Here is a 24,621-nt window from a genome sequence, read left to right as displayed (position 1 = left end):
CCCGATGAACCTGTCCCCGCGTCAACACTGGATCGGCGTGCTCGCCCGCGCCTTTCGCAGTGAATTGCTGCCCCATGAAGACGCCCTGCGCGACGTGGATTACCAACTGATCCGCGCCCCGGAAATCGGCATGACCCTGGTGCGTGGCCGCATGGGCGGCAATGGCGCGCCGTTCAACCTCGGCGAAATGAGCGTGACCCGCTGCGTGGTGCGCCTGGCTGACGGGCGCACCGGCTACAGCTACCTGGCCGGGCGCGACAAGGTCCATGCCGAACTGGCGGCCCTGGCGGATGCGCATTTGCAAGGGGCACACCCGAGCCCCTGGCTCAGCGACCTGATCGGCGCACTGGCCAACGCCCAGGCCGAGCGCCGGGCGCAAAAAGAGGCCGACACCGCCGCCACCAAGGTCGAGTTCTTCACCCTGGTTCGAGGAGAAAACTGATGAATGCCCAACGCTTGCAACCGGCCTTTGTAGACCCGGTGCTGGACGCCCAGCGCGGTTTTCGCGGGGCCCTCAAGGCGCTCGCCGAGCCCGGCCTGATCCAGTCCTTGCCCGCGGCCCCCAGCCTTGAAGGCCTGGCGCCGGCTACCTATGCGCTGTGCCTGGCGCTGCTGGATATGGACACCCCGCTCTGGCTGGCGCCGTGCTTCGACACGCCGCTGATCCGCGCCAACCTGGCCTTCCACTGCGGCTGCCCGCTGACCGCCAACCGGAAAGAGGCCGCGTTCGCCTTGCTCGGTGAACAGGACTTGCTCGACCTCAGCGGCTTCGACCACGGCAATGACCGCTACCCGGATCAGTCCTGCACCTTGCTGGTCCAGTTGACCGACCTGGAAGCCGGTCGCGCCTTGAACTGGCGCGGTCCGGGGATCAAGACCCAGCGTCAGGTCAACCTGCCGGTGCCTCAAGCATTCTGGCTGGAACGTCAACGCCGCGAGACGTTTCCCCGTGGCCTGGACGTGTTGTTCGCCGCCGGCCATCACCTGATCGGCCTGCCACGCAGCACCCGAATTGCACAGGAGCATGCCTGATGTACGTAGCCGTCAAGGGTGGCGAACAGGCCATCGACAATGCCCACCGCCTGCTGGCGAAAAAACGCCGGGGCGATACTTCCATTGCGGAATTGAGCGTGGAGCAGATCCGCGAGCAACTGCCGCTGGCGGTCGCGCGAGTGATGAGCGAAGGCTCGCTGTACGACACGGAGCTGGCCGCACTGGCGGTCAAGCAAGCGGCGGGGGATCTGGTGGAAGCGATCTTCCTGCTGCGGGCCTACCGCACCACGTTGCCGCGCTTCAGCCCGAGCCTGCCGATCGATACCGTGCAGATGTCACTGAGCCGGCGTTTGTCGGCGACTTTCAAGGACGTGCCGGGCGGGCAACTGCTGGGCCCGACCTTCGATTACACCCACCGCCTGCTGGACTTCGCACTGCTGGCCGAAGGTGAATACCCCGGCCCGCAAACCACGCCGGATGCGACTCTGGAACCGTGCCCTCGGGTACTCGGCCTGCTGGCCAAGGAAGGGCTGATCAAGAACGAATCCGACGACACCGGCAGCGTCGCCGACATCACCCGCGACCCGCTGGAATACCCGGCCAACCGCGCCCAGCGCCTGCAAGCCCTGGCCCGTGGCGACGAAGGTTTCCTGCTGGCGCTGGGTTATTCGACCCAACGTGGTTATGGCCGCAACCACCCGTTCGCCGGCGAGATTCGCATCGGCGATGTGGAGGTGTGGATCGACCCGGAAGAGCTGGGTTTCCCGATCTGCCTGGGCAGCATCGAAGTCACCGAGTGCGAGATGGTCAACCAGTTCGTCGGCTCGGCCACCGAGCTGGCGCAGTTCACCCGGGGCTACGGCCTGGCATTCGGGCATGCCGAGCGCAAGGCGATGGGCATGGCCCTGGTGGACCGCTCGCTGCGGGCCAATGAGTTCAACGAAGAGATCGTGTCGCCGGCCCAGCAGGAAGAATTCGTGCTGTCCCACTGCGACAACGTCGAGGCGGCGGGCTTTGTTTCCCACCTCAAATTGCCTCACTACGTGGACTTCCAGTCCGAGCTGGAACTGATCCGCAAACTGCGCCAACCGGCCGAGGGCACCCGCCATGAATGACCTGACTCAAGCGCCTGCGCGTGACCCGGCGTACAACTTCGCCTACCTCGACGAGCAGACCAAACGCATGATCCGCCGCGCCTTGCTCAAGGCCGTGGCGATCCCCGGTTACCAGGTGCCGTTCGGTGGCCGCGAGATGCCGCTGCCTTACGGTTGGGGCACCGGCGGCATGCAACTGACCGCCGCGATCCTGGGGGCTGACGACGTGCTCAAGGTGATCGACCAGGGCGCCGACGACACCACTAACGCCGTGTCGATCCGGCGTTTTTTTGCGCGCACCGCGGGCGTCGCCACCACCGAAAGCACCCCGGACGCGACGGTGATCCAGACCCGCCACCGCATCCCGGAAACTCCGTTGCAGGCCGACCAGATCATGGTCTACCAGGTGCCGATCCCGGAGCCGCTGCGTTTTATCGAACCGTCGGAAACCGAGACCCGCACCATGCACGCCCTGAATGACTACGGGGTGATGCACGTAAAGCTCTACGAGGACATCGCCACCTTCGGCCATATCGCCACCAGCTACGCCTACCCGGTGATGGTGGATGAGCGCTACGTGATGGACCCCTCGCCAATCCCGAAATTCGACAACCCGAAACTCGACATGAGCCCGGCGCTGATGCTGTTCGGTGCCGGTCGCGAAAAGCGCCTGTACGCGGTGCCGCCGTACACCCAGGTCACCAGCCTCGACTTTGAAGACCATCCGTTCGAAGTGCAGAAGTGGGAACACACCTGCGCGATCTGCGGCAGCCATGAATCGTTCCTCGATGAGCTGATTCTCGACGACGCCGGTACCCAGAGTTTTGTGTGTTCCGACACCTGGTACTGCGCCCAACGGGTCAAGGAGAACAACCAGTGAGCCAGCCTCTTTTGCAAGTGCGTGACCTGTCGTTGTTGTACGGGGAAGAGAAGGGCTGCCAGGACGTCAGCTTCGATTTGTACCCCGGTGAAGTGCTGGGGATTGTTGGTGAGTCGGGCTCGGGCAAGTCCACCTTGCTCTCGCTGCTCAGCGGGCGTCTGCCACCGCAGGCCGGCCACATCGGCTATCGCGGCAAGGACGGTGAATGGCTGGATCTGTACAGCGCCAGCGAAGCCGAACGTCGCACCTTGCTGCGCACCGAATGGGGCTTTGTCGAGCAGAACCCTCGGGACGGTTTGCGCATGGGGGTCTCTGCCGGCGCCAATATCGGCGAGCGCCTGATGGCCCAGGGCGTGCGCAACTATGAGCAACTGCGTGGCGCCGGCCTCGACTGGCTGGGCCAGGTGGAAATCGACCCGCAGCGTATCGACGACTTGCCCCGGACCTTCTCCGGCGGCATGCAACAACGCCTGCAAATCGCCCGCAACCTGGTCTCCAGCCCGCGCCTTGTGTTTATGGACGAACCCACCGGCGGCCTGGACGTGTCGGTACAGGCGCGCTTGCTCGACCTGCTGCGCGGCCTCGTTCGCGAGCTGGATCTGGCGGTGGTGATCGTGACCCACGACCTCGCCGTGGCGCGCCTGCTGGCCGACCGCCTGATGGTGATGCGCCGTTCCCGCGTGGTGGAAACCGGGCTGACGGACCAGATCCTCGACGATCCACAGCACCCTTACTCTCAACTGCTGGTGTCTTCGGTATTGCAGCCATGATGAATGCCTTGATCGAGGTCCGTGACCTCTCGAAAACCTTCACCTTGCACCAGCAGAACGGCGTGGTGCTGAACGTGCTGCGCGGGGTGGGGTTCAGTGTGAAAGGCGGTGAGTGCCTGGTGCTGCATGGCCAGTCCGGCGCCGGTAAAAGCACGTTGCTGCGCACCCTGTACGGTAACTATCTGCCGGCGGGCGGCAGCATCCGGGTACAGCACCTCGGCGAATGGCTGGAGCTGGTCGGTGCCGAGCCTCGGGAGGTGTTGCAAGTGCGCCAGCAGACCCTGGGCTACGTCAGCCAGTTTCTGCGGGTAATTCCGCGTGTAGCCTGCCTGGATGTGGTGATGGAACCGGCCCTGGCCCGTGGCTGGTCGAAGGCCAATGCACAGTCGCGCGCCGAGCATCTGCTGACCCGCCTGAATATCCCACAACGCCTGTGGCAGCTGGCACCCGGTACGTTCTCCGGCGGCGAGCAACAGCGGGTCAACATCGCCCGCGGCTTCATGGTGGATTGGCCGGTGATGCTGCTGGACGAACCCACCGCGTCCCTCGACGACAGCAACCGCCAGGTGGTGCTGGAACTGATGAACGAAGCCAAGGCTGCCGGCGCGGCCTTGATCGGCATCTTCCACGACCGTGCCGCCCGTGAAGCGGTCGCCGACCGCCATTTCGACATGACCCCCGCGCCTGTTGCCCAAGAGGAATACGCCCATGCCCGCTGAACAGATCCTCAGTAATGCCCGGCTGGTGACGGCTGATCGCATGTTCCTTGGCAGCATCGTGCTGCGTGACGGGCTGATCGTCGACATCGCCGAAGGCCGCAGCCAACTGCCCCAGGCCCAGGACCTTGACGGGGATTTCCTGTTGCCGGGCCTGGTGGAACTGCACACCGACAACCTGGAAAAACACATGACCCCGCGCCCCGGCGTGGACTGGCCGTCGACCTCGGCGGTGCTCAGCCATGATGCGCAGATCATCGCGGCCGGCATCACCACGGTGTTCGACGCGGTGTCCATCGGCGACGTGAACCCCAAGGGCAACCGCATGCAGAAACTGCCGGCGATGCTCAATGCCATCGCGGCAGCAGAAAGCGCCGGCCTGACCCGCGCCGAACACCACCTGCACCTGCGCTGCGAGCTGTGCCACCCCGACACCCTGAGCGTGTTCCGCGACCTGGTGGAAAACCCGTTGGTGCAGTTGGTGTCAGTGATGGACCACTCGCCGGGCCAGCGCCAGTTCGTGCTTGAATCCAAGTACCGTGAGTACTACATGGGCAAGTACCACCTGAACGACGAGACCATGGACGCGTTCATCAAGCTGCAAATGGCCAACTCCAGGGAGTACAGCGACCGCTACCGCGCCGCGATCGTCGAGCATTGCCTGGAACGCGGCCTGTCGGTGGCCAGCCATGACGATGCGACGTTGGCGCATGTGGAGGAGTCGGCGCGCTATGGCATGACCATCGCCGAATTCCCCACCACCCTGGAAGCCGCCCGTGGCTGCCGGCAACTGAACATGAAAGTTCTGATGGGCGCGCCGAACGTGGTGCGTGGCGGGTCCCACTCGGGTAATGTGGCCGCCGCCGGCCTGGCCGCCGAAGGATTGCTGGATATACTTTCCAGTGACTACTACCCGGCCAGCCTGTTGCAGGCGGCGTTCGTGCTGGCCAATCAACAGGACGGCGGCGACCTTTCTCGGGCGGTCAGGATGATCAGCCTGGCGCCCGCGCACGCGGCGGGCCTGAGTGATCGCGGCGAAATCGCTATCGGTCTGCGGGCCGACCTGGTGCAAGCCAAAAAAAGCCAAGACGGACTGCCCGTGGTCCAACAAGTGTGGCGACAAGCGAAGAGGGTGTTTTGATGGCAGGCAGGTTGATCTATCTCATCGGACCATCGGGTTCGGGCAAGGACAGCCTGCTGGATGCCGCACGACCGCGTCTGGCCGAGCGTGGCTGCCGCATTGTGCGGCGGGTCATCACCCGCTCGGCGGAAGCGGTGGGCGAAGCGGCGCAGGGTGTGAGCCCGGCGCAGTTTGCCGCAATGGAGGCCGAGGGCGCATTTGCCCTCAGCTGGCACGCCAACGGGTTGTCCTATGGCATCCCACGGGAAATCGATGAGTGGCTGGCGGCGGGGCACGATGTGCTGGTCAACGGCTCCCGCGGCCATCTGGCGCAAACCCGGCTGCGTTACCCGAACCTGCTGGTGGTGCTGCTGACGGTAGACCAAGGGGTGTTGCGCCAGCGCTTGCTGGCGCGGGGGCGCGAATCCCTGGCGGATATTGATCTGCGCCTGGCGCGCAATGCGCGATTCGCCGAGGGTTTGAGCGCTGCTGCAGATGTGTTCCTGCTCGACAATTCCGGCCACCTGGAACACACGGTCGAGCGCTTGCTGGGCTGCCTCGACGGGCAACCCGCATGCGCCTGACACTGCTGGGCACCGGCGATGCGCGGCAAGTCCCGGTGTATGGCTGTGAGTGCGCCGCCTGTGGCCTGGCCCGCCATGACCAGAGCCTGCGCCGCCGCCCATGCAGCGCATTGATCGAGTGTGGCGGCCAGCGCTGGTTGATCGACAGCGGGTTGCCCGACCTCACCGAGCGCTTCCCGCCCCGCAGTTTCAACGGGATTCTCCAGACCCATTACCATGCCGATCATGCCCAGGGTCTGCTGCATCTGCGCTGGGGCCAGGGGCTGGTGATTCCGGTGCATGGGCCGGTGGATCCGGAAGGGTTGTCCGACCTGTACAAGCACCCCGGCATCCTCGATTTCAGCCAGCCGTTTGCCGAGTTTGAAACCCGCCGGTTGGGTGAACTGAGCGTCACCGCGTTACCGCTGCTGCATTCCAAGCCCACCCTGGGGTATCTGCTGGAAGGTGAAGGGCGGCGCATTGCCTACCTTACCGACACCGTTGGCCTGCCACCCGCCACCCGCGATTGGCTGCAACGCGAGCCGCTGGATGTGCTGGTACTCGATTGCTCCATGCCGCCGCAACCGCAGGCACCGCGCAATCACAATGACCTGACGCTGGCATTGCAGTGTATTGAGGAGGTGGGTGCGCAGTTGGGGGTGCTGACCCATGTGGGGCATACGCTGGATGCGTGGTTGTTGCAGCATCGGCGGGAGCTGCCGCGGCATGTGACGGTGGGCTGGGATGGGCGGGTGATTTAGCGTGGGAAGTTATGTCAAGCGGTGAGGTCCTGATCGCTGGTGGATTTGGATGAAAAGTTTGAGTGGATGTATCTTTGTTGATGCCGGTTTGGAGTATTCATATTGGCGGCATTGTGTAGGTTTTTGTTTTTTTTCTGATAAACCAAGGCGCTGCCGCAACGGCTGGTGTGTGTTCAGTTGTTTAAATTGCAAGTAATTTATTGAGTTTCTTAGCGGGTGTTTCATCGCTTTTAAGTGTTTCGATGAGAACTAAATAAGCGCTGTCCCGTGCTTTCCATGCATGGGAGCTTAATGGCTGATGCCGATTGTTCCGGCTCGTCTATTAATTAATAAAGAGTGCTCTTTCTCATGAACGTTTTTGACGCGATCTCCATCAGGCCCATGCTTCAAAACTTGCCGGAGTCTGACCCCGGTCCGACTGGCTTCGGCGCGAAAGCCAAGCCGACCTACACCACGGATCAGGCCGGCAAGCAGATCTCGCGGGACAACCTGCGGTTTCACGATCGTAACGGCGACAAGAAAGTTGATCTGTCCTACACCGTCGACCCCAGTTTCACCGCGCAGCAGCAACAACGCGTTCGTCAAGCGGTGCAGTCCTGGCAGGATGTTGCCAACATTAACCTCAAGGAGCAGGCAGATGGGGCAGACGGCACGGTAAACATTAAAAACAACCCTCGCGGTGACCGTGGTGTTGCCACATCACCTACACGCTCCAACACCAGCACGACCGCGACGATAGGCACGCTGAAAGCAGGGAGCAGACCTGGCCTGGGCAGCCACTTTTCGGTGACCGCGGTACATGAAGTCGGGCACGCCATCGGCCTGCAGCATCCAGGCAACTACAATGGTGGCGGCTCTACCTACAACAGTGGCGCGGTCTATGCCGGGGATACCAAGGCGCGCAGCGTCATGAGCTACTGGTCGGAGAAAAACCAGGCCGGCCACGACTTTCAGTCTTCGAATCCATCCGCGCCAATGATGGACGACATCGCGGCAGCGCAGCGGTTGTATGGGGCCAATCACCAAACCCGCAATACCGACACCACGTATGGTTTCAACTCCAACACCGAGCGGGAGGCGATGACGCTCAAGAGCGCCACGGACAAACCCGTTTTTTGCGTATGGGACGGCGGCGGTGACGATACGTTGGACTTTTCAGGGTTCTCACAGAACCAGAAGATCAACCTCAATGCCGAGTCGTTCTCTGACGTGGGCGGCTTGAAGGGCAATGTCTCGATTGCCAAGGGGTGCACAATTGAAAACGCAACAGGTGGGGCCGGTCGCGACACCCTGATCGGTAACGAGGCGGGCAATCGACTCAAAGGTGGAGCAGGGGCTGATACGTTGCGCGGTGGCGGCGGAGCGGACATGTTTATCTACGACAAGGCCAGTGATTCCACGCCCCAGGATCCTGACTTGATCGAGGACTTTACCAGCGGTACCGACAAGATCGACCTGTCGGGCGCATTGAAAGAAGCCGGGGTGGGCACCCTGGTGTTCACGGACCGATTCACGGGGCGCGCTGGCGAGGCCTTGCTCAAGTACGACGCCGCCACGGGCCGGTCAAGCCTTGAAGTTGACCTGAACGGCAGTGGCAAAGCCGAGTTGTTGATCAACAGTGTTGGCCAGATCAAGTCGACGGATGTGCAGTGGGCGGGGGCGACGCCTGGGTTCAAGCCGGTGCCATTACCCATGCCAAATGTAGTGCCGTCCCCGGCGCCGCCCCCTGCGCCTGATTCGAAAACGACCACGCTTGCAGTGTTGAACGAGATGATCGCCAAGACATTGTCGACGTTGCTGCAGCTATTGAAAGGTCTGCTTCAACAGCCGGGCGCCCCTGGGTAACCGCCAGAGTGAAGGCAGAGTCTGGCCCTGTTTCCAGTGCCTGGCTCTCAGCCATCAGCACCACGTGGTGCAGCAGCCGGATGTGTAGCAGATTGTTTTCATGCCCTGGTTAGGGCGATGGGTAATTGTAGGTTTATATGTCTCCGGTTTTCTTCGTATCGCATATTGAATGCAGAGCTGTCCTGATCTGAAACTTCTGAATATAAATATAGTGCGCTTAAAAAATTGGCGATGTGTTTCTGGCTGTTTGGATATTTAAATTGAAACGTTCGTAGGGGTGACACTCGGTTTTTTCATGTGAGATTTTAAGGCGGCTGTTAAGTGAAACAGTCGCGTTGAAAGTCTGTTTCCTAATGAATGAAAGTCTCAACTAAAAGGATGTTGTTTTTATGAGAGTCACTGCTTCTTTTGTTAATCCGCCTGTATCAAGTCATGAGCTATCTACGTTGAATGCGGCCACTACCAGTGATGGCGCAACCTCAAAAAAAACCTTCACCACGGATGATGCTGCAAAGCAGATCCTGCGAGAGGGTTCGAGGCATTACGATCGTAATGGCGATAACAAAATCGAGCTTTCCTTCACCCTTGACGATCAATTCTCTGTGCAACAGAAAGCGTCCTTGCGCAAAGCCCTGACGTCTTGGCAGGACGTGACAAATATTGTCTTCAAGGAGGGGGCGCCAGGTCCGGATGGTTCAATAACCATCAAGGCCAATCCCGATGACAATGGCGGGGTGTCGGGGCTGCCTAATCGCTGGTACGGTGATATGAGCACTACGGTTGGAACGAAAGGCGCTTCTGATGCCCCACGGCATGGCGATGTTTTTTTATCAACGGCCATACATGAGTTGGGACATGCCCTGGGGCTTGGCCACCCTGGGGACTATGGTGAAAGTGTGCACTCTTATGCAGATGCCCTATACACGCAGGACACCAGAGCCCACAGCGTGATGAGTTACTGGCGAGAAACCAATCATACGGGCCATGACTTCAAATCGCGCGAACCTTCAACGCCAATGAAAGATGATATTGCTGCCGTACAGAAACTCTACGGGGCCAATCTCAATATTCGGAATACCGATACTACTTATGGCTTTGAATCCAATACTGACCGTGACCACTTCAGCCTTGAGTCCTCGAGGGACGCCCCGATATTTTCGGTATGGGACGGGGGCGGGAATGACACGCTGAACTTTTCGCTATTTTCCCAGAACCAGAAGATCAACCTTAATGCGGAGTCGTTTTCCAATGTGGGTGGCTTGAAGGGTAATGTGTCTATCGCCAAGGGCGTTGTCATTGAAAATGCCACAGGTGGCTCAGGTGACGATGAGCTCATAGGGAATGAGTCCGGCAACCGGCTCAAGGGTGGAGCGGGTTCAGACAGGTTGACAGGCGGCGCAGGCGCGGACGTGTTTGCTTACGATAGAGCGAGTGACTCGACACTCACCAGGCCTGACGAAATCCTGGATTTCACCAGCGGCACAGACAAGATCGACCTTTCGGGCTTATTGAAAAATACCTCAATCAAGCATTTCAACATTGTTGAGCGGTTTACGGGGCGTGCTGGCGAGATTGTCCTGAGCCATGACCCGCGCAGCGGAAACGGTAGTCTGGGTCTTGACACCACTGGCAGGGGCAAAGCGGATTTTCTGATTAAGAGCGTGGGTGGCATTCAGGCCAGTGACATAGTCACTGGCGGGGCATACGAACCTGGAGTTTCCAAGCCGGAGCCCCAACCAGAGCCCAAGCCAGAACCTCAACCGGACCCGAATCCGGACCCTTTTCCTGCTCCGCACGATACTGTCTATGGCTTCAACTCCAACACCGGTGATCCCTTCCTTAGCCTGCATTCCCAGAGTGGCGCTCCCAGGTTCCTGGTGAGGGACAAAGGTGGCGATGACACCCTGGACTTTTCGGGCTTCCGGCAGAACCAGACCATCGACTTGCGCGAGGGCGCAGCCTCCAGCGTAGGCGGCTTGCGCAATAACGTTGGTATAGCCAAAGGTGTCACCGTGGAGAATGCGATTGGCGGCTCAGGCCGTGACACGCTCATAGGCAATACGGTGGATAACGTTCTCACCGGCGGGGCAGGTGGAGATACGCTCTGGGGTGTGGGCGGTAGAAACACGTTCAGGTATGAGAAGGCCAGCGACTCGGCCTATGACGACGCTGACCTGATCATGGATTTCACCAGTGGCCAAGACACAATTGATCTGACGGGTTTAATGACAGAAGTCGGAACGCCCTTGCGGCTGGTGGATAGCTACACGGGCCGTATTGGAGATACCGTCGTCAAATACAACCAGCAGAGCGGGCGTTACTTTGTGGGCATCGACTTACTGGGACGGCGTCAGACAAACTTCCTGCTTAAAAGCACACGCTTGATCCGGCCAGAGGACGTGATCGGTCTGTCTACTCACCTGCGCTGAAAAGCAACGCGCCAGGGCGCTCGCCATCCTCCTGGAGGGGATACCGCCCATAAATCCCTGGGCGGTAATTCCCAATCAGTCAGCAAGCCCTTGACCTCGTCACTCGTCATTTCTGGCGGATGCGGCGTTGGAGCCGTTGATGCGGTTGTAAGGTCGGTCAGGCAGTCGCCACCGCCCCTTGCCGCGAGGCGCTCAAGAAGCGCAGCAACGCCACCAGCGGGAATGCGCTGCCCACCAGCATCACCCCCAGCCAGCCGCCGTGTTCGTACACGCTGCTGGCAATCGCCGAGCCGAAGGCGCCGCCGATGAAGATGCTGGTCATGTACAGCGCGTTCAGTCGGCTACGGCTGTTGGCGTCGAGGGCGTAGATGGCGCGCTGGCCAAGGACCATGTTCATCTGCACGCAGAAGTCCAGGACCACGCCGGTCACCGCCAGGCCGATCACGCTGTACAGCGGGTGCACGAAGGCCGGCAGGAAGCTCAGTGCGGCAAACAGCATCGCCAGCAGCGAAGCGCGGTGGGTGTGGCCGGCATCCGCCAGGCGCCCGGCAATGGGTGCGGCGATGGCGCCCAGGGCACCGACCAGGGCAAACAGGGCGATCTGGCTTTGGCTCAGGCCGTGGTTGCGTGACAGTTCCAGCGGGGCGGCGGTCCAGAACAGGCTGAAGGTGGCGAACATGCAGCCCTGGTAAAACGCGCGCTGGCGCAGCACCGGCTGGCGGCGCAGCAAGGTGCCCAGCGAGGCGAGCAACTGGCCATAGCTGGCCGCGTGATCCGGTTGGCGCTTGGGGATGGTCAGCATCAGCACCACGCTGATAAACGCCATCAGTGCCGCAGCGGCCATGAACATGGCGCGCCAGCCGAAGTGGTCGGCCACCACGCTGGACACCGGTCGCGCCAGCAGGATACCCAGCAGCAGGCCACCCATGATGCTGCCGACCACCCGGCCACGGGATTCAGCCGGCGCCAGGTGCGCCGCCAGCGGAATCAGGATCTGTACCGACACCGAGCTGAAGCCGATCAGCAGCGACACCAGCAGGAACAGGTTCGGCTGTTCGGTGAACGCCGCACCCAGCAGGCTGGCGATGGCCACCACGGTGGTGATGATCATCAGCCGGCGGTTTTCCAGCAGGTCGCCCAACGGCACCAGGAAGAACAGGCCCAGGGCATAGCCGATCTGGGTCAGGGACACGATCAGGCTGGCCATGGCCGGCGTGAGGCCGATGTCCGGGGCGATCAGCTCGATGATCGGTTGCGCGTAGTAGATGTTGGCGACGATGGCGCCGCAACAGAACGCAAACAGCATCACCATGCCTCGGGTCATCGTGCTTGTAGCGGGGGGCGTGGCGTTCATGGCGTTCTCATAAAAGCGAAGGATTGTGGCGAGCGAGGATAAAGACTGGCCCCGGGCGCGGGTAGCCTGTCTGTGGTGATAACACTCATGCCGGGAATTAATGACTGAAACGTTAACTTTCGCGCTGAAGGTCGATGATACATTCAGTCACAACTGCATAAACAGGAAATCGACTGCCATGAAGACGACATTCAACAAGATGCTCCTGGCCTCCAGCCTGGCCGCGCTGATGACCGTGGGCGTTGCCCAGGCCGCAGATGCCCCGCGTGTCGGCGTGCGGGGTGCGATTACCGCGATGGACGGCGACGCGATGCACGTCAAGGTCAACAGCGGTGAAGACGTCACCGTGCACCTGACCAAGGACACGCAGGTGCGTGCGGTCACCCTGGCAAAAATCGAAGACATCAAGCCCGGCAGTTACATCGGTTCGGCGGCCATGCCCAACGCGGATGGCACCCTGACGGCGCTGGAAGTGCATGTATTCCCACCGGCGATGGCCGGTACAGGCGATGGGCACCGTGCGTTCGACCTGAAGGAAGGTAGCAGCATGACCAACGGCACCGTGGGTGACCTGGTGGTGAGCGATGGCCGCACGTTGACCGTCAAGTACAAGGGCGGCGAGCAGAAGATCGTGGTGCCGGATGATGTGCCGATCGTCAACCTGGAGCCGGGTGATCGCAGCTTGCTGAAGCCTGGGGTGAAGGTGGTGATGTTTGCGGCGAAGGGCGCGGACGGGAGCGTGACGGCCCAGGCGATTTCCGCGGGTAAGGATGGCGTGACACCGCCGATGTAACCGCTGAACACTGAAACAAATGTGGGAGCGGGCTTGCTCGCGAATGCGGTGTGACAGTCACCGGATGTACCGACTGATCCACCGCCTTCGCGAGCAAGCCCGCTCCCACATTTTTGACCGGGTTTCTCCAGTCAGAACTGCTTATTGGCCGGAGTAGATCTGGTCAAAAACCCCGCCATCATTGAAGTGGGTCTTCTGCACGGTGCGCCAGTCGCCAAAGGTCTTCTCTACCGACAGGAAGTCGACTTTCGGGAAACGGTCGGTGTACTTGGCCAGCACTTTCGGGTCACGTGGACGCAGGTAATTGTTGGCGGCAATTTCCTGGCCTTCCGGCGACCACAGGTACTTCAGGTATTCCTCGGCAGCCACTTTGGTGCCTTTCTTCTCGACCACTTTGTCGACGATCGACACTGGCGGCTCAGCTTCTGCGGAAACGCTCGGGTAGATCACTTCGAACTGATCACGGCCGAATTCACGGGCGATCATTTCTGCTTCGTTCTCAAAGGTCACCAGCACGTCGCCGATCTGGTTGGTCATGAACGTGGTGGTAGCGGCACGGCCACCGGTGTCCAGCACGGGTGCGTGCTTGAACAGGTCACCCACGAACTTCTTGGCCTTCTCTTCGTCGCCACCGTTTTTCAGCACATAACCCCAGGCCGAGAGGTAGGTGTAACGGCCGTTACCGGAGGTCTTCGGGTTCGGCACGATGACTTGCACGCCATCCTTGAGCAGGTCCGGCCAGTCTTTCAGGGCTTTCGGGTTGCCTTTGCGCACGATGAACACCGTGGCCGAAGTGAACGGCGCACTGTTGTTCGGCAGGCGGGTAACCCAGTTGTCCGGCACCAGTTTGCCGTTGTCCGCCAGGGCGTTGATGTCGGTGGCCATGTTCATGGTGATCACGTCAGCCGGCAGGCCGTCGATCACCGAGCGCGCTTGTTTGCTCGAACCACCGAAGGACATCTGCAGGGTCAGCTTGTCGTTTGGATGCTCGGCGGCCCAGTGCTTCTGGAAGGCGGCGTTGTAGTCCTTGTAGAAGTCACGCATCACGTCATAGGAGACGTTGAGCAGGGTGACCGGGGCGGCCTGGACGACGCCAGCCAGTGCGAGGCCGGCGGCCAGGAGAGAGGCACTAACGAGTTTTTTCACTGCTCATTCCTTGTTGTTCGAGAAGGTTTTTGAAACGCATGGGGGCAATATGCCGGCGACTATAACGGGGGGGCGCATAGTCGCTTAAAGATTAAAAAGAACTTTGCTTATTCCAGTTTCTTGAAAAGCGCGCTGCCACACCGTGAGCAAAACGCTGCATTGGGCTCATGGCTGTTTTTCTTGCACACCGGGCAATCCGTTTGCAATTGCTCACCGCGCATGGCGTTGGCCAGTTCGGCGGTGAAGATCCCGGTGGGCACCGCGATGATCGAATAACCGGTGATCATCACCAGCGACGAAATCACCTGGCCCAGCGGGGTCTTCGGCACGATATCGCCAAAACCCACGGTGGTCAGCGTCACGATTGCCCAATAGATGCCCTTGGGAATACTGGTAAAGCCGTGCTCCGGGCCTTCGATCACGTACATCAAGGTGCCGAACACCGTGACCAGGGTGCAGACGCTGACCAGGAACACCACGATCTTCTGCTTGCTGCCCCGCAGCGCCGACATCAGGTAGTTGGCCTGCTTGAGGTACGGGCCGAGCTTGAGCACGCGGAAAATCCGCAGCATCCGGATGATTCGGATAATCAGCAGGTACTGCGCGTCGCTGTAGTACAGCGCGAGGATCCCGGGCACGATCGCCAGCAAATCCACCAGCCCATAAAAGCTGAAGGCATAGCGCAACGGCTTGGGCGAGCAGTACAGCCGCAGGCCGTACTCGATGGCGAAGATGATGGTGAAGCCCCACTCGATATAGGCCAGCACGTTGGCGTAGTTGTCGTGGACCTCCTGGATGCTGTCGAGGATCACGATCACCAGGCTGGCCAGGATGATCAGCAACAGGGTGCTGTCGAAGCGTCGGCCGGCCGGGGTGTCACTTTGGAAAACCATGACGTAGAGACGCTCACGCCAGTGCTTGTTGCTGTCCATGGAAGTCGCCTGAATCGAAGATCAGCGAAGCCTAGGGGGATTCGAAGGGGCTGTCCATGCGGGTTTTCTGCATCACCCGCTGACTGGCGCGCACCAGCCAGGCGGCAAGGATAAACGGCGCGGTCAGCGCGGGCAGGTTGAGGCCGGTGAAGCCGGGCGTGAGGATGATCGCCAGCAGGATGCCGATCAGCGGCAGCCAGGGTTGGCGACGATGCTGGCTGAGGGCCAGGGCGGCCAATGCCGGGTTATAGCTGTGCAGGCCGAGCAGGGCGCTGGCGGGCTCGTCCATCAACAGGGCGATCAACACGCCGAGGCTCGCGCCGGTCAGCGCCCACAAGGCCGCGCGGCGGCTGGCTATTACAAGACCGAGGGCGATCAGCAGGCCGGCGAGGGGTTGGTCCATCAGGATGACTTGGGCCAGACCTGTGAACGGCGCGCAGAGTAGCGCCCAGATGCCGGGTTCGCTGGCGGCAAATGCGGCGGGCGCGGTGGTGCCCAGCAGCAGCCAGCCGAGTACCACAAACGGTGCGGTGTAGGCGGGCAGGTCATCGGGGTTGGCGGCGCGTTTGAGCCACTGGCGAGTGAGGATTGCGCTGAGGCCACCGCAGGCGAGAATCAACGGCGGCAGCAGTGCCGACCAGCTGAAGTGCTGGCTGATCAGCAAGCCGAGCAGCACGCCGTTGTAGCTATAGAGACCGGCCTGGCGTTCGGCCTTGGGATAGCCGCGGCGTTGGGCGGTCAGCAAGCCGGCGACACCGCCCAGCAGCGCGCCGCCGAGCAGGGCCGGGGCGCCGATCAGGATCGCCAGCAGGCAGAGCAGGCCACACAGCGGGTGGCGCTGCAGGAATATCTGGCTGAAGCCGTTGAGCAGGGCTTCGGCCCAGTCGGGGCAGGGTTGGTTGGGCATGATCAATAATCTGCAGGAAAGCGCCGAATCTTGTGGCGAGGGAGCTTGCTCCCGCTGGGGCGCGCAGCGGCCCCAAAAGATGGGCCTGCTGCGCAGTCCAGCGGGAGCAAGCTCCCTCGCCACAGGGGATTAGATCAATGTCTCGATCCGCAACGAGTTGGTCGACCCCGGCTGCCCGAATGGCACCCCAGCAGTAATCACCAACGTATCCCCACGCTCCGCCATACCCTGTGCCTGGGCAATCTCCAACGCCGTGGAACACACCTCATCCACCTGCCGCAGCCGATCGTTCACCACCGAATGCACGCCCCACGCCACGCTCAAGCGTCGCGCCGTCGACAGGTTCGGTGTCAGGTTCAGAATCGGCACCGCCGGCCGTTCCCGCGCCGCCCGCAAGGTGGAGCTGCCCGACTCGCTGTAGTTCACCAGCACTGCCACCGGCAGGATGCTGCTGATACGGCGGATCGCACAGCTGATGGCGTCCGACACCGTGGCATCCGCCTTGGGCCGGCTGACGTCCAGCTGGGTGTGGTAATCCGGGCCATTTTCCACCTGGCGAATGATCTTGCTCATCATCAGCACGGCCTCCAACGGGTATTCACCGGAAGCGGTTTCCGCCGACAGCATCACCGCGTCCGCCCCTTCCGCCACTGCGTTGGCCACGTCGGTGACCTCGGCACGGGTCGGCGCCGGGGAGAAGCGCATGGATTCAAGCATCTGCGTGGCCACCACCACCGGTTTACCCAACTGGCGGCACACACCAATGATGTCCTTCTGGATTTGCGGCACGCTTTCCGCCGGCACTTCCACCCCCAGGTCGCCTCTGGCGACCATGATCGCGTCGCTCAGCTCGGCGATTTCCTGCAGGCGCTGCACCGCCGAGGGCTTCTCGATCTTGGCCATCAGGAACGCCTTGTCGCCGATCAACTCGCGGGCTTCGCGGATGTCTTCCGGGCGTTGCACAAACGACAGCGCCACCCAGTCCACTCCCAGCTCCAGGCCGAAGCTCAGGTCGCGGCGGTCCTTGGCGGTCAGCGGGCTGAGCTCCAGCAATGCCTGGGGTACGTTCACGCCTTTACGGTCCGACAGTTCGCCGCCGTTGAGCACGGTGGTGTCGATGGCATCGGCGTGCTTGGTGATCACCCGCAGGCGCAGCTTGCCGTCGTCCAGCAGCAGGTCCATGCCGGGCTGCAGGGCCGCGATGATTTCCGGGTGGGGCAGGTTGACTCGCCGCTGGTCACCGGGTGTCGGGTCGAGGTCCAGGCGCAGGGCCTGGCCGCGAATCAGTTGCACTTTTCCTTCGGCAAAACGCCCCACCCGCAGCTTCGGCCCTTGCAGGTCCATCAGGATGCCGAGGGGATAATTGAGCTGGCGCTCCACCTGGCGAATCCACTGGTAGCGTTGGGCGTGGTCGGCATGATCGCCATGGCTGAAGTTCAGGCGAAAGATATTCACCCCGGCTTCCACCAGCTCGCGGATGTCGTCGATGCTGTCGGTGGCCGGGCCCAGCGTGGCGAGGATCTTGACCTTCTTATCAGGCGTCATGTTCAGGGGACTCTCTTTCAGGGCTTTCAAGAATCAGAATGGCGCGGAAATCGTTGACGTTGGTGCGGGTCGGCTCGGTGATGATCAAGCCGTCGAGGGCCGCGAAGTAACCGTAGCCATTGTTGTTGTCCAGCTCGTCACTGGCGCTCAAGCCCAGGGCTTCGGCGCGGGCGTAGCTGGTGGGCGTCATGATCGCGCCGGCGTTGTCTTCCGAGCCGTCGATGCCGTCGGTGTCACCCGCCAGGGCGTAGACGCCGGGCAGGCCCTTGAGGCTGTCGGTGAGGCTCAGCAGGAATTCGGCGTTGCGTCCGCCACGGCCATTGCCGCGTACGGTGACGGTGGTTTCGCCGCCGGAGAGGATCACGCAAGGCGCCGCCAGGGGTTGGCCGTGCTGGATGATTTGCCGGGCGATACCGGCGTGCACCTTGGCCACGTCCCGCGCTTCGCCTTCCAGGTCGCCGAGGATCAGCGGGCTGAAACCGGCCTGGCGGACTTTCACCGCCACCGCTTCCAGGGATTGCTGCGGACGGGCGATCAGTTGGAAATGGCTGCGGGCCAGCACCGGGTCCCCGGGCTTGACGGTTTCCGACTCCGGGCTTTGCAGCCAGGTGCGCACCGACGCCGGGATTTCAATCTGGTAGCGCTTGAGAATCGCCAGCGCCTGTTGCGAGGTACTGGGGTCGCCAACAGTGGGGCCGGAAGCGATGACCGTGGCCTGGTCGCCCGGTACATCGGAAATCGCGTAGGTGTAGACGGTGGCAGGCCAGCTTGCCTTGGCCAGGCGCCCGCCCTTGATCGCCGAGAGGTGCTTGCGCACGCAGTTCATCTCGCCGATGGTGGCGCCGGATTTGAGCAGGGCCTTGTTGATCGCTTGCTTGTCCGCCAGGGTGATGCCGGCGGCCGGAAGGGCGAGCAGTGCAGAGCCGCCGCCGGAGAGCAGGAAGATCACGCGGTCGTCTTCGCCCAGGTTGCTGATCAGCTCCAGCACACGCTTGGCCACGGCCTGGCCTGCGGCATCCGGCACCGGGTGCGCGGCTTCGACCACCTCGATTTTCTTGCAGGGTGCGCCGTGGCCGTAGCGGGTGACCACCAGGCCCGAGACTTCGCCTTGCCAGCAGTTTTCCACCACCAGCGCCATGGCGGCGGCGGCTTTGCCGGCGCCGATCACGATGACACGGCCGCTGCGGTCGGCGGGCAGATAGGGTTCGAGGACTTGCCGGGGGTGGGCGGCGTCGATGGCTGTGGCAAACAGCTCGCGAAGCAGGTGTTGCGGATCGACCGACATAAGCGGGCTCCCGGGGATTCTTGTTATTAGGGGTGCATCAAATTCGATGTGAAATGCGGTCAAAAATGTGGGAGCGGGCTTGCTCTCGAAAGCGGTCTACCATTCGACATCCATGCTGACTGATACACCGCTTTCGCGAGCAAGCCCGCTCCCACATTCGATCGCATTTCAACGGGGGTTATTTATCGCGAATCGAAAAATTCGCCATATGTTCCAGGCCCTTGATCAGCGCCGAGTGGTCCCAGTTGCCGCCACCGATGGCGGTGCAGGTGCTGAACACCTGCTGGGTGCCGGCGGTGTTCGGCAGGTTGATCCCCAGCTCCTTGGCACCGGCCAGGGCCAGGTTCAGATCCTTCTGGTGCAGGTTGATGCGGAAGCCCGGATCGAAGGTGCCCTTGATCATGCGCTCGCCATGCACTTCGAGGATTTTCGACGAAGCAAACCCCCCCATCAGTGCTTCACGCACCTTGGCCGGGTCGGCGCCGTTCTTCGAGGCGAACAGCAGCGCTTCCGCCACCGCCTGGATGTTCAACGCAACGATGATCTGGTTGGCCACCTTGGCGGTCTGGCCATCGCCATTGCCGCCCACCAGGGTGATGTTCTTGCCCATGGCCTGGAACAGCGGCAGGGCGCGTTCGAAGGTGTGCGGGTCGCCGCCGATCATGATGCTCAGCGTGCCGGCCTTGGCACCGACTTCACCACCGGACACCGGGGCGTCGAGGTAGCGTGCGCCGGTCTCGTTGATCTTCGCGGCGAAGGCCTTGGTGGCGGTGGGCGAGATCGAACTCATGTCGATCACCACTTTGTTCGGCCCAAGGCCTGCGGCAACGCCGTCGGCGCGGAACAGCACATCATCGACCTGCGGAGTGTCGGGCACCATGACGATGATGAACTCGGCTTCCTGGGCCACTTGCTGCGGATTGGCCAGGGCCACCGCACCAGCGCTGATCAGTTCAGCCGGCGCCTTGCCGTGATGCTCGGAAAGAAACAGTTGGTGACCGGCCTTTTGCAGGTTGGCAGCCATGGGTTGGCCCATGATGCCGGTGCCGATAAATCCGATTTTAGCCATGACGAAAATCCTCTTATTGTTAGGTGTGCAGGCCTGGCGCGGCCTGCTAAACACAGGAGATCCACTGTGGGAGCGGGCTTGCTCGCGAATGGGGGCCGACATTCAGCATTGATGTCGACTGATCCACCGCTTTCGCGAGCAAGCCCGCTCCCACATTGGGTGCTGTGTTTGTTCAGTTAGATCGCGTTGTGGCTTTTGAGCCAACCCAAACCCGCTTCGGTGGTGGTCAACGGCTTGTACTCACAGCCGACCCAACCCTGATAACCGATGCGGTCCAAATGTTCGAACAGGAAGCGGTAGTTGATCTCACCGGTCCCCGGCTCGTTGCGCCCCGGGTTGTCCGCCAGCTGGATGTGGTTGATCTCACCCAGGTGCGCAGCCATGGTGCGGGCCAGGTCGCCTTCCATGATTTGCATGTGATAGATGTCGTATTGCAGGAACAGGTTGGCACTGCCCACCTGCTCGCGAATCGACAGGGCCTGCGCCGTGTTGTTCAGGTAGAAGCCCGGGATGTCGCGGGTATTGATCATCTCCATCACAAGCTTGATGCCCACCGCCTGCAGCTTGTCGGCGGCGTACTTGAGGTTGGCGACGAAGGTTTTTTCAAGCGTCGCGTCATCCACGCCGGCCGGGCGAATCCCCGCCAGGCAGTTGACCTGGGTATTGCCCAGTACCTGGGCGTAGGCGATGGCCAGGTTGACCCCGGCACGGAACTCCTCGACCCGGTCCGGGTGGCAGGCCAGGCCGCGTTCGCCCTTGGCCCAGTCACCGGCCGGCAGGTTGAACAGCACTTGGGTCAGGCCGTGGGCATCGAGTTGCGCCTTGATTTCAGCTGAGCTGAATTCATAGGGAAACAGGTATTCCACACCACTGAACCCCGCGTCGGCGGCGGCTTTGAAACGGGCAAGAAAGTCCTGTTCGGTAAACAGCATGGACAGGTTGGCGGCAAAACGCGGCATGGGGTTCTCCTTAATCGAGCAGTGAAATGGCAGTCGGCGCGTCGTTGCCCACCAGTGCCAGATCTTCGAATTCGTTGACGGCGTTGATCTCGGTGCCCATGGAAATATTGGTCACCCGCTCCAGAATAATCTCAACGATCACCGGAACCTTGAATTCTTCGATCATTTCCTGAGCCTTGCGCAGTGCCGGCTGGATCTGGCCCGGCTCGAACACCCGCAGGGCCTTGCAACCCAGGCCTTCGGCGACGGCCACGTGGTCGACGCCGTAACCGTTGAGTTCCGGTGCGTTGAGGTTGTCGAAGGACAGCTGCACGCAGTAGTCCATTTCAAACCCGCGCTGGGCCTGGCGGATCAGCCCCAGGTAGGAGTTGTTCACCACCACGTGGATGTACGGCAGCTTGAACTGTGCGCCCACGGCCAGCTCTTCGATCATGAACTGGAAGTCATAGTCACCGGACAGTGCCACGACGTTGCGGGTCGGGTCCGCCTTGACCACACCCAGTGCCGCCGGAATGGTCCAGCCGAGCGGGCCGGCCTGGCCGCAGTTGATCCAGTGGCGTGGCTTGTAGACGTGCAGGAACTGCGCGCCGGCAATCTGCGACAGGCCGATGGTGCTGACGTAGCAGGTGTCTTTGCCGAACACCTGGTTCATCTCTTCGTACACCCGTTGCGGCTTGACCGGCACGTTGTCGAAGTGGGTCTTGCGGTGCAGGGTGGCCTTGCGCTGCTGGCAATCGTGGAGCCAGGCGCTGCGGTCCTTGAGCTTGCCGGCGGCTTTCCACTCGCGGGCCACTTCAATGAACATGGTCAATGCAGAGCCGGCGTCGGAAACGATGCCCAGGTCCGGGGTGAACACGCGGCCGATTTGCGTCGGCTCGATGTCCACGTGAATGAATTTGCGGCCCTCGGTGTACACCTCCACCGAACCGGTGTGACGGTTGGCCCAGCGGTTACCGATGCCCAGCACCACGTCCGATTTCAACATCGTGGCGTTGCCATAACGGTGGGACGTTTGCAGGCCGACCATGCCCACCATCTGCGGGTGATCGTCCGGGATCGTGCCCCAGCCCATCAGGGTCGGGATCACCGGGATGCCGGTCAACTCGGCGAATTCCACCAGCAGTTCGCTGGCGTCGGCGTTGATCACGCCACCACCGCTCACCAGCAATGGGCGCTCGGCCTGGTCCAGCAGGGCCAGGGCTTTTTCCACCTGGATGCGGGTCGCCAAAGGCTTGGCCAGGGGCAGTGGTTGGTAGGCGTCGATGTCAAATTCGATCTCGGCCATTTGTACGTCGAATGGCAGGTCGATCAGCACCGGGCCGGGGCGACCGGAGCGCATTTCATAGAAGGCCTTCTGGAAGGCATACGGCACCTGGCCGGGTTCCAGGACGGTGGTCGCCCACTTGGTCACCGGCTTGACGATGCTGGTGATGTCGACAGCCTGGAAGTCTTCCTTGTGCATGCGTGCCCGTGGCGCCTGGCCGGTGATGCACAGGATCGGGATCGAGTCCGCCGAGGCGCTGTACAGGCCGGTGACCATGTCGGTGCCCGCCGGGCCCGAGGTGCCGATGCACACGCCGATATTGCCGGCCTTGGTGCGGGTGTAGCCCTCGGCCATGTGCGAGGCGCCTTCAACGTGGCGAGCAAGGACGTGATCGATGCCACCGACCTTCTGCAAGGCCGAATACAGCGGGTTGATCGCGGCGCCCGGGATACCGAAGGCAGTGTCGACCCCTTCACGGCGCATCACCAGGACAGCGGCTTCGATTGCTCTCATTTTGCTCATGGTTTTGGTGCCTCTTGCGTTTTGTAATTGTATACAAGTGGTGTTGGTCCGAAGTGTATTCACGGCGAGCGGGGCAGGTCAATCCATTTTCTTGGGTGGCCTTTACGTTCGTCGGAAGGCTTATGGACGGGAATATTTCGACGTGTGGTGCGTATGTTTCGAAATATTGTATACAAAAAATAAATATATTGTGTTCTATTTGTTTGATCGAGCTTCTGATCAGACAGAGCTCCACGGCTTTCCCATAACAAGATAAGGACGGCACCCATGAGCGCTTTAACCTTGAAAGTCGCAGTCAACCTGGCCAGCCACGCCATCGCGGCAGGCCGCACCATTTCGGCGGCACCGCTGACCGTTGCGGTACTCGACAGCGGCGGGCATTTGATAACGTTGCAGCGCGAGGATGGCGCGAGCCTGCTGCGCCCGCAGATCGCGATTGGCAAGGCCTGGGGTGCGATAGCCCTGGGCAAGGGCTCGCGCTTGCTGGCGCTGGACGCACAGCAACGGCCGGCGTTTATTGCCGCGTTGAACAGCCTGGGGCAGGGCAGCGTGGTGCCGGCGCCAGGCGGGGTGTTGATCCGGGATCAGGCGGGTGTGGTGCTGGGCGCGATCGGGATCAGCGGGGATACGTCGGATATTGACGAGCAGTGTGCGATCAGTGCGATCGAGGGGTTGGGGTTGTTGGCGGATGCGGGGGTTACTGCTTGATGTGAGGTGACTGGTCAGGCCTCTTCGCGAGCAAGCCCGCTCCCACATTGGATCTGCGGCGTTTAAACAATTTATGTCTGGCACAAATTCAAATGTGGGGGCGGGCTTGCTCGCGAATCTTGAAGACGCTGCGGTCTATCAGTCCCGCTCACACCCCTTCAACACCAACCGAATAATCGTCTGCGCCGCCGCCTCATAATCCGCTTCATCCAACTTCGCCTTGCCGGTCACCGCTGAAATCTGCCAGTCAAAATCCGCATACGTCTGCGTCGCCGCCCAAATGCTGAACATCAGGTGATGCGGATCAATCGGCGCAATCAGCCCACGGTCCACCCAGCTCTGGATGCAGTCGATGTTGTGCTTGGCCTGGGCATTCAGCTGTTCCACCTGCTCGGGGCTTAAATGCGGGGCGCCGTGCATGATCTCACTGGCAAACACTTTCGAGGCAAACGGCAAATCCCGGGAGATGCAGATCTTCGAGCGGATGTACCCGCTCAGCACGGCCGAAGGGTCGCCATCAGGATTGAATGGTGTGGAGGCCGCCAGGATCGGCTCGATAATGCTTTCGAGCACCTCGCGATAGAGGTTGTCCTTGGACTTGAAGTAGTAGTAGACGTTGGGCTTGGGCAGCCCGGCCTTGGCGGCGATGTCGCTGGTTTTGGTCGCGGCGAAGCCCTTGTCGGCAAACTCCTCACTGGCAGCCCGCAGGATCAGTTCTTTGTTGCGCTCGCGAATGGTGCTCATAGACCAGGAGGTTCCTTGCCAAGACAGGCGGTCTGGCATGGTAGCACCGGCTTTGCGCAGGGCTCAAGAATCCCGCCGCAGCCCTTGCATGGCGGGGCGCCCAGCTGACTTTGTCTGTCTTGATGCTGAACGCATTCACGGTCGTACAGGCACAGCTCCAGCGCGCTGCTAGAGTTCAGGCAGCGAGCGGCCATTTAGCCTGGCCGCCGCTTCCTGTTTTCG

At 61.5% G+C, this 24,621-nt stretch carries 23 protein-coding genes; 13 read left to right on the top strand and 10 right to left on the bottom strand.

Annotated elements, in window-relative coordinates; all coding sequences use genetic code 11:
• Positions 1-4 precede the first annotated feature (4 nt).
• The 11 genes from phnG (at position 5) to HX821_RS00275 (ending at position 11,171) form a co-directional block, all read left to right on the top strand.
• Complete coding sequence (gene phnG, locus HX821_RS00325; protein WP_003210619.1) at positions 5-442, top strand: phosphonate C-P lyase system protein PhnG; 438 nt, start codon at positions 5-7, stop codon at positions 440-442.
• Positions 442-1,032, top strand: a complete 591-nt coding sequence (gene phnH / locus HX821_RS00320; RefSeq protein WP_177035119.1) for a phosphonate C-P lyase system protein PhnH — start codon at positions 442-444, stop codon at positions 1,030-1,032. Before phnG ends, phnH begins: the two co-directional genes overlap by 1 nt.
• Positions 1,032-2,108 (top strand): carbon-phosphorus lyase complex subunit PhnI, encoded by a 1,077-nt coding sequence (locus HX821_RS00315; protein WP_177035118.1) that lies wholly within the window; start codon positions 1,032-1,034, stop codon positions 2,106-2,108. Before phnH ends, HX821_RS00315 begins: the two co-directional genes overlap by 1 nt.
• Entirely contained in the window at positions 2,101-2,967 is an 867-nt protein-coding gene (locus HX821_RS00310; RefSeq protein WP_008434764.1) for an alpha-D-ribose 1-methylphosphonate 5-phosphate C-P-lyase PhnJ, read from the top strand. Before HX821_RS00315 ends, HX821_RS00310 begins: the two co-directional genes overlap by 8 nt.
• Positions 2,928-3,737, top strand: a complete 810-nt coding sequence (gene phnK, locus HX821_RS00305) for a phosphonate C-P lyase system protein PhnK (protein ID WP_085984643.1) — start codon at positions 2,928-2,930, stop codon at positions 3,735-3,737. The genes HX821_RS00310 and phnK overlap by 40 nt, the downstream gene beginning before the upstream one ends.
• Positions 3,737-4,456: a phosphonate C-P lyase system protein PhnL gene (gene phnL / locus HX821_RS00300; RefSeq protein ID WP_177019620.1), complete on the top strand. Its 720-nt coding sequence runs from the start codon at positions 3,737-3,739 to the stop codon at positions 4,454-4,456. The genes phnK and phnL overlap by 1 nt, the downstream gene beginning before the upstream one ends.
• Complete coding sequence (locus HX821_RS00295; RefSeq protein WP_177035117.1) at positions 4,446-5,594, top strand: alpha-D-ribose 1-methylphosphonate 5-triphosphate diphosphatase; 1,149 nt, start codon at positions 4,446-4,448, stop codon at positions 5,592-5,594. The genes phnL and HX821_RS00295 overlap by 11 nt, the downstream gene beginning before the upstream one ends.
• Positions 5,594-6,157, top strand: a complete 564-nt coding sequence (phnN, locus tag HX821_RS00290; RefSeq protein ID WP_003210611.1) for a phosphonate metabolism protein/1,5-bisphosphokinase (PRPP-forming) PhnN — start codon at positions 5,594-5,596, stop codon at positions 6,155-6,157. Before HX821_RS00295 ends, phnN begins: the two co-directional genes overlap by 1 nt.
• Entirely contained in the window at positions 6,148-6,897 is a 750-nt protein-coding gene (gene phnP / locus HX821_RS00285) for a phosphonate metabolism protein PhnP (RefSeq protein ID WP_177035116.1), read from the top strand. The genes phnN and phnP overlap by 10 nt, the downstream gene beginning before the upstream one ends.
• Before the next feature lie 348 nt (positions 6,898-7,245).
• The gene (locus tag HX821_RS00280) at positions 7,246-8,742 is read left to right on the top strand and encodes a M10 family metallopeptidase C-terminal domain-containing protein (RefSeq protein WP_177035115.1); all 1,497 of its coding nucleotides are present in this window, start codon (positions 7,246-7,248) and stop codon (positions 8,740-8,742) included.
• A 389-nt stretch (positions 8,743-9,131) separates the two neighbouring features.
• Positions 9,132-11,171 carry a M10 family metallopeptidase C-terminal domain-containing protein gene (locus HX821_RS00275; protein WP_177035114.1) on the top strand — a complete coding sequence of 680 codons (2,040 nt, stop codon included), beginning with the start codon at positions 9,132-9,134 and terminating at the stop codon, positions 11,169-11,171.
• 157 nt (positions 11,172-11,328) lie between these two features.
• On the opposite strand, the gene HX821_RS00270 is transcribed toward HX821_RS00275, so the two are convergent.
• Positions 11,329-12,525 (bottom strand): MFS transporter, encoded by a 1,197-nt coding sequence (locus tag HX821_RS00270; RefSeq protein WP_032899318.1) that lies wholly within the window; start codon positions 12,523-12,525, stop codon positions 11,329-11,331.
• A 178-nt stretch (positions 12,526-12,703) separates the two neighbouring features.
• Here HX821_RS00270 and HX821_RS00265 point away from each other — a divergent pair, with 178 nt between their 5' ends.
• Positions 12,704-13,318 (top strand): DUF5666 domain-containing protein, encoded by a 615-nt coding sequence (locus HX821_RS00265; RefSeq protein WP_003210601.1) that lies wholly within the window; start codon positions 12,704-12,706, stop codon positions 13,316-13,318.
• 141 nt (positions 13,319-13,459) lie between these two features.
• On the opposite strand, the gene HX821_RS00260 is transcribed toward HX821_RS00265, so the two are convergent.
• From HX821_RS00260 to gcl, 8 genes are all read right to left on the bottom strand, one after another.
• The gene (locus HX821_RS00260; RefSeq protein ID WP_003210600.1) at positions 13,460-14,464 is read right to left on the bottom strand and encodes a sulfate ABC transporter substrate-binding protein; all 1,005 of its coding nucleotides are present in this window, start codon (positions 14,462-14,464) and stop codon (positions 13,460-13,462) included.
• Between the two features lie 107 nt (positions 14,465-14,571).
• Positions 14,572-15,396 carry an ion transporter gene (locus HX821_RS00255; protein WP_177008368.1) on the bottom strand — a complete coding sequence of 275 codons (825 nt, stop codon included), beginning with the start codon at positions 15,394-15,396 and terminating at the stop codon, positions 14,572-14,574.
• 31 nt (positions 15,397-15,427) lie between these two features.
• On the bottom strand, positions 15,428-16,303 hold the full coding sequence (locus HX821_RS00250; protein ID WP_177035113.1) for an urea transporter: 876 nt from the start codon (positions 16,301-16,303) through the stop codon (positions 15,428-15,430).
• Between the two features lie 129 nt (positions 16,304-16,432).
• Complete coding sequence (pyk, locus tag HX821_RS00245) at positions 16,433-17,848, bottom strand: pyruvate kinase (protein WP_177035112.1); 1,416 nt, start codon at positions 17,846-17,848, stop codon at positions 16,433-16,435.
• A complete protein-coding gene (locus HX821_RS00240; RefSeq protein WP_003210596.1) occupies positions 17,838-19,133 on the bottom strand; it encodes a glycerate kinase in 1,296 nt (431 codons plus the stop codon). The genes pyk and HX821_RS00240 overlap by 11 nt, the downstream gene beginning before the upstream one ends.
• A gap of 178 nt (positions 19,134-19,311) precedes the next feature.
• On the bottom strand, positions 19,312-20,202 hold the full coding sequence (locus tag HX821_RS00235) for a 2-hydroxy-3-oxopropionate reductase (RefSeq protein ID WP_003210595.1): 891 nt from the start codon (positions 20,200-20,202) through the stop codon (positions 19,312-19,314).
• A gap of 176 nt (positions 20,203-20,378) precedes the next feature.
• Positions 20,379-21,161, bottom strand: coding sequence for a hydroxypyruvate isomerase (gene hyi / locus HX821_RS00230; RefSeq protein WP_003210594.1), 783 nt, complete (start codon positions 21,159-21,161; stop codon positions 20,379-20,381).
• A gap of 10 nt (positions 21,162-21,171) precedes the next feature.
• Positions 21,172-22,947, bottom strand: a complete 1,776-nt coding sequence (gene gcl / locus HX821_RS00225) for a glyoxylate carboligase (protein ID WP_003210593.1) — start codon at positions 22,945-22,947, stop codon at positions 21,172-21,174.
• 267 nt (positions 22,948-23,214) lie between these two features.
• Here gcl and HX821_RS00220 point away from each other — a divergent pair, with 267 nt between their 5' ends.
• Entirely contained in the window at positions 23,215-23,655 is a 441-nt protein-coding gene (locus HX821_RS00220; RefSeq protein ID WP_003210592.1) for a heme-binding protein, read from the top strand.
• A 138-nt stretch (positions 23,656-23,793) separates the two neighbouring features.
• On the opposite strand, the gene HX821_RS00215 is transcribed toward HX821_RS00220, so the two are convergent.
• Positions 23,794-24,399 carry a TetR/AcrR family transcriptional regulator gene (locus tag HX821_RS00215; protein ID WP_003210590.1) on the bottom strand — a complete coding sequence of 202 codons (606 nt, stop codon included), beginning with the start codon at positions 24,397-24,399 and terminating at the stop codon, positions 23,794-23,796.
• Positions 24,400-24,621 lie beyond the last annotated feature (222 nt).

The organism is Pseudomonas sp. B6001 (assembly GCF_013386015.1).
In the GTDB taxonomy this organism is placed as follows: Bacteria; Pseudomonadota; Gammaproteobacteria; order Pseudomonadales; family Pseudomonadaceae; genus Aquipseudomonas.
This window is presented reverse-complemented; position numbering and strand designations above follow the sequence as displayed.

What these genes read in the sequence shown, in the direction of transcription:
- HX821_RS00240 (WP_003210596.1), bottom strand. Translation starts at nt 19,133, where the DNA reads ATGTCGGTCGATCCGCAACACCTGCTTCGCGAGCTGTTTGCCACAGCC.
- phnN (WP_003210611.1), top strand. Translation starts at nt 5,594, where the DNA reads ATGGCAGGCAGGTTGATCTATCTCATCGGACCATCGGGTTCGGGCAAG.
- HX821_RS00220 (WP_003210592.1), top strand. Translation starts at nt 23,215, where the DNA reads ATGAGCGCTTTAACCTTGAAAGTCGCAGTCAACCTGGCCAGCCACGCC.
- HX821_RS00310 (WP_008434764.1), top strand. Translation starts at nt 2,101, where the DNA reads ATGAATGACCTGACTCAAGCGCCTGCGCGTGACCCGGCGTACAACTTC.
- hyi (WP_003210594.1), bottom strand. Translation starts at nt 21,161, where the DNA reads ATGCCGCGTTTTGCCGCCAACCTGTCCATGCTGTTTACCGAACAGGAC.
- phnH (WP_177035119.1), top strand. Translation starts at nt 442, where the DNA reads ATGAATGCCCAACGCTTGCAACCGGCCTTTGTAGACCCGGTGCTGGAC.
- HX821_RS00280 (WP_177035115.1), top strand. Translation starts at nt 7,246, where the DNA reads ATGAACGTTTTTGACGCGATCTCCATCAGGCCCATGCTTCAAAACTTG.
- phnG (WP_003210619.1), top strand. Translation starts at nt 5, where the DNA reads ATGAACCTGTCCCCGCGTCAACACTGGATCGGCGTGCTCGCCCGCGCC.
- pyk (WP_177035112.1), bottom strand. Translation starts at nt 17,848, where the DNA reads ATGACGCCTGATAAGAAGGTCAAGATCCTCGCCACGCTGGGCCCGGCC.
- HX821_RS00235 (WP_003210595.1), bottom strand. Translation starts at nt 20,202, where the DNA reads ATGGCTAAAATCGGATTTATCGGCACCGGCATCATGGGCCAACCCATG.
- phnL (WP_177019620.1), top strand. Translation starts at nt 3,737, where the DNA reads ATGAATGCCTTGATCGAGGTCCGTGACCTCTCGAAAACCTTCACCTTG.
- HX821_RS00255 (WP_177008368.1), bottom strand. Translation starts at nt 15,396, where the DNA reads ATGGACAGCAACAAGCACTGGCGTGAGCGTCTCTACGTCATGGTTTTC.
- HX821_RS00295 (WP_177035117.1), top strand. Translation starts at nt 4,446, where the DNA reads ATGCCCGCTGAACAGATCCTCAGTAATGCCCGGCTGGTGACGGCTGAT.
- HX821_RS00270 (WP_032899318.1), bottom strand. Translation starts at nt 12,525, where the DNA reads ATGAACGCCACGCCCCCCGCTACAAGCACGATGACCCGAGGCATGGTG.
- HX821_RS00315 (WP_177035118.1), top strand. Translation starts at nt 1,032, where the DNA reads ATGTACGTAGCCGTCAAGGGTGGCGAACAGGCCATCGACAATGCCCAC.
- HX821_RS00215 (WP_003210590.1), bottom strand. Translation starts at nt 24,399, where the DNA reads ATGAGCACCATTCGCGAGCGCAACAAAGAACTGATCCTGCGGGCTGCC.
- phnP (WP_177035116.1), top strand. Translation starts at nt 6,148, where the DNA reads ATGCGCCTGACACTGCTGGGCACCGGCGATGCGCGGCAAGTCCCGGTG.
- gcl (WP_003210593.1), bottom strand. Translation starts at nt 22,947, where the DNA reads ATGAGCAAAATGAGAGCAATCGAAGCCGCTGTCCTGGTGATGCGCCGT.
- HX821_RS00275 (WP_177035114.1), top strand. Translation starts at nt 9,132, where the DNA reads ATGAGAGTCACTGCTTCTTTTGTTAATCCGCCTGTATCAAGTCATGAG.
- HX821_RS00265 (WP_003210601.1), top strand. Translation starts at nt 12,704, where the DNA reads ATGAAGACGACATTCAACAAGATGCTCCTGGCCTCCAGCCTGGCCGCG.
- HX821_RS00250 (WP_177035113.1), bottom strand. Translation starts at nt 16,303, where the DNA reads ATGCCCAACCAACCCTGCCCCGACTGGGCCGAAGCCCTGCTCAACGGC.